We start from the raw sequence: 6870 nt of genomic DNA on the forward strand, positions 1-6870 counted from the left end.
GCCGCGCAGGCAGCCGCCGATGCCGAGCCCGCCGCGGGCGGGGCGGGCGAGAGCGAACCCAGCGCGCCAGGAAGCGACGCGCCCGAAGGCAAGCAGTGACCTCTGTGCCGAGCGCGCTGCCAGCGACGGTGGCGGGCCGCGACGGCCCGCCGCACGCCGTCGGCCGCGAACGCCGTCGGCCCCAGGCGATCGCCCGCGCGCTCGTCGCGCTCACCAAGCCGCGCATCATCGAGCTGCTGCTGGTCACCACGGTGCCGACGATGCTGCTCGCGCAGCGGGGCCTGCCGTCCGTGCGGCTGGTTCTCGTCACGCTGATCGGCGGCACGCTGGCGGCAGGCAGCGCGAACACGATCAACTGCTACATCGACCGCGACATCGACGCGGTGATGAAGCGCACCGCGCGCCGCCCGCTGGTCACCAAGCAGGGGGTGATAACGCCGGCCGAGGCACTGGCCTGGGGGATCGTGCTCGGCGCGGTCGCCACCGCGCTGCTCGGCCTGATGGCCAACTGGCTGGCCGCGTCGCTGGCCGACGCGGCGATCCTGTTCTACGTCTTCGTCTACACGCTGCTGCTCAAGCGGCGCAGCCCGTCGAACATCGTGATCGGCGGCGCGGCCGGCTGCTTCCCCGTGCTCGTCGGCTGGGCCGCGGTCAAGGGCACGGTGGCGCTGCCCGCGATCGTGCTGTTCGCGGTGATCTTCCTGTGGACCCCGCCGCACTTCTGGGCCCTGGCGATGAAGTTCCGCAAGGACTACGCCGCCGCGGGCGTCCCGATGCTCCCGGTGGTCGCCCCGGCCGCCGTGGTGACCCGCAAGATCGTCTGGTACTCCTACGCGATGGTCGCCGCCACCCTGGCCCTGGCGCCGTACGCGGGCTGGATCTACGGCACGGCCGCGCTCGGGCTCGGCGGCTGGTTCCTCATCGAGGCCCACCGGCTGCACGCCCAGGTCCGCGCCGATTCCGCGGCGGTCCCCGGCGGCGGCGAGCCGCACCCCCGCCCGGTGCCGATGCGCCTGTTCCACCTGTCGATCGGATACCTGACGCTGCTGTTCGTCGCGGTAGCGATCACCGCCCTGCTCCCCTGGGGCCGCTGGTAACAACCGCGCATGATCTGCCGTCTCCCACACCTCGCGGGACTGCTTACGAAACGCCAGGTTTGTGAGGACCGCGCTGAGGATCGCGCAGGTGGCGAGGACCGTGGTCGCGATCGCGGTCAGGATGGTCGCGCCGGGCGGGGACATCGGCACCCTATTCCTCGGTTGTTGCCATCGGCGGCAAGAATGCCAGCACGACATCGGCCAGCGCCATGTAGCCGCGGCCTGTCCGTCTAATCAAGCCGAGGCTCTGGAGCCTGTTCAGGTCCCGGCTAAGCACCGGGGGGCCCGCGCCTGTGTCACCGGTTCGACGGCACGCGGAACCCCGCCGGCCACATGCTGACGACGATGGCCGGCCGGCGGGCGGTGCCGGGCGTTCCCATGGTCGTCCCTCCGGCGCTGGCCAGTCGTGTAGCCGGACGGTGCGGGCCCGTTGACGGCGGGTCAGGAACCCACCGCGGCGTAACCAACCGTGCCGTTGTAGACCGAGGGCGCCTGATTGCCGGGGACGGCGACGCTGAGGGTCTGGTCGTACACGTCCCCGCCTGCTGCCGACGGGGAATCGGCCGTCACGAGGGTGATCGGCGTGTCGCCGGCGTTAAAGCCCTGCGGGGCACCGGTGCCTGTCGCAACGGACCAGGCGTCGTCCGGGATGGCGTGGACGGTGCCGGCCGGGTCACCGGGGTAGTCGTTGAAGTCAGGGACGTTCTCAAGGACGCCGTCTGCGAACTCCGGCTCGCCGTTCAGTTGCGCGACAAGGATGTACCCGGACTGGTCGTTGGTCGTGACGGTCGCGGTGAACGCCGGCGCGGTCCCCGTCTGGCCGGCGTTGACCGTGCCCGAGATGAGCCCGTTGAAGATCCCCGGCGGCGGCTGTGCGAACGCGGGCGACGCGGTGAGGCCGCCCAGGACTGCGGCGGCGGCGATGACTGCGATGACGGGCCTGCTGTTCCGCATGAGACGCTTTCTGTCCGGACCCCGCGCGCTCGCGGCGGGCGGGCAGGCCATAAGCGCGGGCCGGACGCGCCGCGCACCGCAATAGGCAGGGGTATATAGCGAACATTTCAGCTATCAAGGCACGAAACGCCGCCAGGAAATCAGGCATAGAGCATGATCATGGGTCAAAAACATCGTATACGGCCACCACCGACCCACGATCATGCTCCTGCCGGGCACGCTTGCTGTCCTGACACCGCAAATCGCAAACGTATAAGGCGCGACCGACCGGCGGACCACGGCGCGCAGGCCCGGCGGCCGCGCATCGGGTGCCGCGGGCTCCAGGTGCGCCCTGCCGCCGTGGGCCTGGGCGGTCGCCCGGACGATGGCCAGGCCCAGTCCGGTGCCGCCGCCCTGATCATCGTCCCGGCTGCGCGCGGTGTCGAGACAGGCGAACCGGTCGAAGGCACGTTCCCTATCACCGGCGGGGATCGACTTCGCGTACTGCACGGCGTTGTCCAGCAGGTTCACCAGCAGCCGGTCGAGGCTGTTCCTGTCACCTGTCACCAGGCACCGGCCAGCGGCGACGCTGGCCGCCAGGATGCCGCCGTTCGCGGGCGAGTGACCGCCGGACGGCACCCGTGATCATCTGCCCCGCGGAAGCCCTTCCACCGCCGGGCCGGGTGCGTGTGAGGCACTGCGTACCAGGGAACATGCGCCGGAGGGAACCCTCCAACACCTGGGAGACGCAATGGGCACGAGAGCCCGTCGGACCGTCGCCGTCATCGTCGCGGCGCTGGGACTAGGCACCGGGCCGGCCGTCTGGGCCGCGTCGGCCGCCTCGGCCGCGCCCGCCGTTCCGCCTGCCTGCACCGCCGGCAACCTCGGGGTCTGGGTGAACGTCAGCTCCCTCAGCGGCGCGGCCGGCACCTACTACTACGCGCTGGAGTTCACCAACACGAGCAGCCACGCGTGCCGCACCTTCGGCTACCCGGGTGTCTCGGCCACCGGCATCAACTTGAACCAGCTCGGCGACGCCGCCGAGCGCAGTCCGGTGTACAAGGCGGCCTGGGTGACGATCCCGGCGGGCGGTACCGCGCACGTGCTGTTCGGCTACGGGGCCGCGGAGGTCGGCACGTCCGGCTGCAAGCCGGCGTACGCGAGCCTCCTGCGGGTTTACCCGCCGAACGAGAAGGGCTCGGACGTCACGTTCTTCAGCCTGCCCGTGTGCACGCTCAAGCACCACACGTACCTGTTCGTGTCGGTGGTCCGGCCCGGCACGAACATATAGGCTGCGCGGGTGCTCGACACCAGCTCCCGAACCTGGCACGCGCCCACGATTACCTGCCCGGCGCCGGAGCTAACTTCGCCTCCGACAGGACTGGGGCGGTAGTTCTCCGGGGCGGTACTCCCCGCGCCGTGCCAGTTCGGCGCCTGCTGAAACGGGCATCCGGGACCGGGGCCCCGGAGCCGATTGATCGCCGACGGCGGGGCAGAACTCGCGTGCGGCGGGAGTGCGGCGGGAGTGCGGGCCGGCTATCGCTCAGCTTCCTGGGTGGCCCGCTCGACGAGGCGTGCAGCCCAGCGATGGACGTCGCGTGCCTTGCGGGCGGCGACCGCCAGCACGCCGTAGTGTGCTTCGTCCTTCAGGTCAAGGAGCCGCAGCGGGGTGACTGCCAGTTCAGGGCCATCGGGCGTGGCACGGCGGAGAAGGTCCGCGGCACCGCGGTGGCCATCGCCCCTGTGCCGGGAGCGGAGCCGGGCGCAGCAGATGCTGTCAGAGGCGGCGATGCCGGCAAGGACGGAGAGTCCGGCGAGACGTTGAGGTACTCGTCCCGGCCGCGCTCGTCAAGGACGAGGGCGGCGACCTCAAGGTAGGCGCGGGCGGTTCGCAGCCGGCTGCGTGCTTCAGCTGTTCCGCATTGGGCTGTGCGCGATGACGACGGCATGGCTAAGCAGGTCCGGTCCGTGCGCTCAAGGAGGTCCCGCCCGCCACCTGGATAGCGTCACGGTCGATCTCGGTGAACAGCGAAGTGCGCCGCCGTCGGTGATCGGCCCACTCGAACGTGGACATCTCCAGGACCTGCAGGGGATTGCCGGTCCATGCGGGGACGAGCTCGTGCAGCTGCTCCACCTGGCGGGCCCATTTCGAGGCCTGCCGCGTCGTAAGCTGGACCGCCATGAACTCCGACGCGTACCCGGCGACGACGGCCAGGCCGCCCGAGCCGCGGCGCGGGTCGGTCTCCCCGGCCACCGGCGCACGCACCAGAAGCACGTCGATGTCGCTGTGGACGTCGCCGTCGCCCCGCGCCGCAGAGCCGAACACGCACCCGTAGACGGGCTTGGGGTTCCAGGAACCCAGCGTGTTCCTGAACAGCTTCCACAGCGCAAGCCGCAGCCCGCCGAGGGCCTCGGCGACCGGTGCTGCCACATGCTCCCGGTTGAGCTCATGCACACGGTTCCGGCCCATCTGCGCGCAGCCGTGGGTATCGACCCTGGCCCGCGCCAGCTTCGAGCAGCCGGACGCCGCTTCCGTCCGCGGCGGTCCCGGCCGGGGTGACGTGACCGCGGCGGCCAGCCGCCGCTGGTCCGCTACGACAAGCACGCGCGCGGGTACAGTGTCGCGTAAGTCCCGGCATACGCGAACAGCGCTCTCAGCCTCCGCACGGCCCGGCTGCGGCAGACTGTGCGGTGAGGCGACCGGAGCAGGCAGGGAACGGGTGAGGATAGTGCCGATACGACTGTCGCGGCGGGGACGGTGGCTGGTCCCCGCCGCCGCCGTGGTCGTGACGGGCGGCGTCGTCGTGGCGTCGCAGCTGACGATCGCGCAGGCGGCCCCGGCGCTGCCCGCGCGCACGCCCGCGCAGCTGCTTGCACAGGTCAGCGCCGACGCCAAGCTGCCCCCGCTGACCGGCACGGTGGTGGAGACCGCCTCGCTCGGGCTGCCCCAGCTCCCGCAGGCGGCCAACCCGACGGCCCTGTCCTCGCTGCTGACCGGATCGCACACGCTGCAGGTCTACTACGAAAGCCCGCAGCACTTCCGGCTGCAGGTGCCGCAGACCCTCAGCGAGACCGACCTCATCAGGGACGGGAACAAGGCCTGGCTCTGGCAGAGCGCGCCGGACACCGTGACCGAGTACACCTGGCCCAACGGGGCGGCCAGGCGCGCCCCGGCGGAGCTGCCCGCCGTCCCGGCGCTCACCCCGCAGCAGGCCGCGAACGAGCTGCTCGCGGCCGTCGGCACGACCACGACGGTGACGCTGCAGAGCAACGTGCTGGTGGCCGGCGAGCCCGCCTACCAGCTCGTCCTGGCGCCGAAGGACCCGCGGTCGCTGATCGGCCGGGTCGTCATCGCGATCGACGGGAAGTACGGGGTGCCGCTGCGGGTGCAGGTCTTCGCCAGCGGGGCCACCTCGCCCGCGTTCCAGGTGGGCTACACGCGGCTCTCGTTCGGCACGCCGGCCCCGGCGAACCTGCAGTTCACGCCGCCGCCAGGCGCCACGCTCACCGTGGTGAACCTGGGCACGGGCCACGGCACACCGTCGGGCGGCGCGCCCGATCAGACAGGGTTCGGCCTGTTCGGCTCGGGCTGGCTCACCGTCGCCGAGCTTCCCCAGTCAGACCTTTCACTATCCCGAACGGTCCCCGGTTCCTCCGGCCCCTCAGCTCCTGTTTCTTCAGGCCCGGGCGGCCTCGGCGGCGACAGCCAGGCGGTGCTGAGCGCGCTGCTTGCCGCGGCCAGGCCGGTGCACGGCTCCTGGGGCAGCGGCACGCTGCTGACCAGCAGCCTGGTGTCGGTGCTGATGACCGACGGCGAGGTCTACGTCGGCGCCGTCCAGCCGAGCGTGCTTTACGCCGCGGTCGGGCACACCGCGGGATGACCGGGCATAACCCGGCCGGCGCCGCTGACCTGGCGATAAGCAGCACGAAGCTGACCAAGCGGTTCCGCGGCGGCCAGCTGGCCGTGGACCGCATCGACCTGGCGGTGCCGAAGGGGTCGGTCTACGGCTTCCTCGGCCCGAACGGCTCAGGCAAGACGACCACGATCCGCATGCTGCTCGGCCTGGCCTACCCGACGAGCGGCTCAGCCGAGCTGCTCGGCGTCCCGGTGCCCGGCGGCGCCGTCCGCGTGCTGTCCCGCGTCGGCTCGCTGGTCGAGGGCCCCGCGTTCTACCCGTACCTGAGCGGCTGGGACAACCTCGCCAGGTACGACGCCGCGGACAGGACCGCGCCGCCGAAGAGCGCGGCGGCGCGGATCGGCTCCGCCCTGGAGCGGGTCGGGCTGACCGCCGCCGCGAAGAAGAAGTACCGCAACTACTCCCTCGGCATGAAGCAGCGGCTCGCGATCGCGGCCGGCCTGCTGCGGCCCCGCGACCTGATCGTGCTGGACGAGCCGACCAACGGGCTAGACCCGCAGGGCACGCGCGAGGTCCGCTCGCTGGTCAGGCAGATCGCCGCGGACGGGATCACCGTGTTCGTGTCGTCGCACCTGCTGGCCGAGGTCGAGCAGGTCTGCACGCACGTCGGGGTGATGCGCACCGGACGCCTCGTCTTCCAGGGGTCGCTGCCTGAGCTGCGCCGCACCGGCGCCGCCCGGATCACGGTGCGCACGCCGGACGTGGCGGCGGCGGCCGAGGTGTTCGCCAAGCTCGGCCTGGCCGAGCCAGCGTCGCAGCGAGAGGACGAGATCACCGCGGAACTCGGTGACGCCGCGCCCGAGCACGTCTGCGCCGAGCTGGTGCACGCCGGCGTCGCCGTCCGCGGCCTGTCGGTCGAGTCGCCGAGCCTGGAGGACCTGTTCGTCGGCCTGACCGGAGAAGGCTTCGATGTCGAGCACTGA

General features: G+C 71.7%; 7 protein-coding genes. 4 read left to right on the top strand and 3 right to left on the bottom strand.

Going from position 1 to position 6870, the window contains the following annotated elements:
• The first annotated feature begins 104 nt into the window (after positions 1 to 104).
• Positions 105 to 1097, top strand: a complete 993-nt coding sequence (locus tag Q1N79_RS19430; protein WP_300610910.1) for a heme o synthase — start codon at positions 105 to 107, stop codon at positions 1095 to 1097.
• Positions 1098 to 1538: 441 nt separating this feature from the next.
• Here Q1N79_RS19430 and Q1N79_RS19435 read toward each other — a convergent pair whose 3' ends face one another.
• Both Q1N79_RS19435 and Q1N79_RS30760 read right to left on the bottom strand, forming a co-directional pair.
• Positions 1539 to 2051, bottom strand: coding sequence for a hypothetical protein (locus Q1N79_RS19435; RefSeq protein WP_300610912.1), 513 nt, complete (start codon positions 2049 to 2051; stop codon positions 1539 to 1541).
• Positions 2052 to 2165: 114 nt separating this feature from the next.
• Positions 2166 to 2669 carry an ATP-binding protein gene (locus Q1N79_RS30760; protein WP_367185109.1) on the bottom strand — a complete coding sequence of 168 codons (504 nt, stop codon included), beginning with the start codon at positions 2667 to 2669 and terminating at the stop codon, positions 2166 to 2168.
• A 112-nt stretch (positions 2670 to 2781) separates the two neighbouring features.
• On the opposite strand from Q1N79_RS30760, the gene Q1N79_RS19445 reads away from it, so the two are divergent.
• Positions 2782 to 3321, top strand: a complete 540-nt coding sequence (locus Q1N79_RS19445) for a DUF4232 domain-containing protein (RefSeq protein ID WP_300610914.1) — start codon at positions 2782 to 2784, stop codon at positions 3319 to 3321.
• A gap of 660 nt (positions 3322 to 3981) precedes the next feature.
• Here the strand turns inward: Q1N79_RS19445 and Q1N79_RS19450 are convergent.
• Positions 3982 to 4635 carry a hypothetical protein gene (locus Q1N79_RS19450; RefSeq protein WP_300610916.1) on the bottom strand — a complete coding sequence of 218 codons (654 nt, stop codon included), beginning with the start codon at positions 4633 to 4635 and terminating at the stop codon, positions 3982 to 3984.
• A 124-nt stretch (positions 4636 to 4759) separates the two neighbouring features.
• Between Q1N79_RS19450 and Q1N79_RS19455 the strand changes: the two genes are divergently transcribed.
• Together Q1N79_RS19455 and Q1N79_RS19460 are read left to right on the top strand one after the other, a co-directional pair.
• On the top strand, positions 4760 to 5911 hold the full coding sequence (locus Q1N79_RS19455) for an outer membrane lipoprotein carrier protein LolA (RefSeq protein ID WP_300610918.1): 1152 nt from the start codon (positions 4760 to 4762) through the stop codon (positions 5909 to 5911).
• A complete protein-coding gene (locus Q1N79_RS19460; RefSeq protein ID WP_300610919.1) occupies positions 5908 to 6870 on the top strand; it encodes an ABC transporter ATP-binding protein in 963 nt (320 codons plus the stop codon). The genes Q1N79_RS19455 and Q1N79_RS19460 overlap by 4 nt, the downstream gene beginning before the upstream one ends.

Source organism: Trebonia sp., from assembly GCF_030042015.1.
Taxonomy (GTDB): Bacteria; Actinomycetota; Actinomycetes; order Streptosporangiales; family Streptosporangiaceae; genus Trebonia.

Excerpts from the sequence above, each read along its gene's own strand:
- Q1N79_RS19435 (WP_300610912.1), bottom strand. The coding sequence starts at position 2,051 with ATGCGGAACAGCAGGCCCGTCATCGCAGTCATCGCCGCCGCCGCAGTC.
- Q1N79_RS19445 (WP_300610914.1), top strand. The coding sequence starts at position 2,782 with ATGGGCACGAGAGCCCGTCGGACCGTCGCCGTCATCGTCGCGGCGCTG.
- Q1N79_RS19460 (WP_300610919.1), top strand. The coding sequence starts at position 5,908 with ATGACCGGGCATAACCCGGCCGGCGCCGCTGACCTGGCGATAAGCAGC.